Origin of the sequence: Mesorhizobium sp. M0998 (assembly GCF_040318885.1) — a bacterium.
Classification (GTDB): Bacteria; Pseudomonadota; Alphaproteobacteria; order Rhizobiales; family Rhizobiaceae; genus Mesorhizobium.
The window spans coordinates 1-827 of record NZ_JAMYND010000124.1 but is presented as its reverse complement, the minus strand read 5'-3'; the positions used below and the strand labels follow the sequence as shown (position 1 = coordinate 827).

Sequence of the window (827 nt, the reverse complement as noted above, 5' to 3'; positions counted from 1 at the left end):
ACTAGGGCTTGTTGAGATTCATTTGGAGTTGATGACGGCAGCAGCGAGATGAATGATGGCATTGAAGCTCTGGTCGGTTTTGTCGGCGCGCATGGCGATGCGTTTGAACTCTTTGAGTTTGCAGAAGAAATTCTCGATCAGATGACGCCATTTGTACATCTCGGCATCGAGCGGGATCGGCTTTGTTCGGCGCGGATGCTGGGAAATGACGATCTTGGCGCCACGCTCGTTCAAATCGGCGATGATGGTGTTGCTGTCGAAGGCCTTGTCGGCGATCAGAGCGCCGAAGGAGAGGCCTTGGATGAGCGGTTCGACACCGACCGTATCGAAGCGCTGGCCCGGCAGCAGGACAAAGCGCACGAGATTGCCAAGCGCGTCGGTAAGCGCCAAGATTTTGGTTGTCATACCGCCCTTGGAGCGACCTATGGCCTGGCTTTGAGTCCCCCTTTTGCGCCCTGGCCGTGTCGATGGACCTTGACGATGGTGGCGTCGACCATGGCGTATTCCATGTCCGGCTGGCCCGAGCAAGCCTCGAAAAGCCGAATGAAAACATCGGCTTTGACCCAACCTCGGTATCGCGTGAAAACGCTGTTCCACTTTCCGAAGAGGGCAGGCAGATCACGCCACGGACTGCCAGTCCGCACGATCCAAAGAACCGCTTCGACGAACAGGCGATTGTCCTGGCCGCTTCGCCCAGGATCCGCTGGCTTACCCAGACAATGCGGTTCCATCTTCGCCCACTGGGCGTCCGTCAGCACGAATCGTTCCATCCAAAGCTTGAATCACGATCAAGCCAGAATGGGAATCATGAATATCAACAGGCCCTA

1 pseudogene is annotated in these 827 nt (G+C 56.5%); it reads right to left on the bottom strand.

Features of this window, described 5'->3' with window-relative positions:
• Nucleotides 1–18: 18 nt before the first annotated feature.
• Nucleotides 19–731, bottom strand: a pseudogene (locus NKH59_RS33385) (IS5 family transposase).
• Between the last annotated feature and the right edge of the window lie 96 nt (nt 732–827).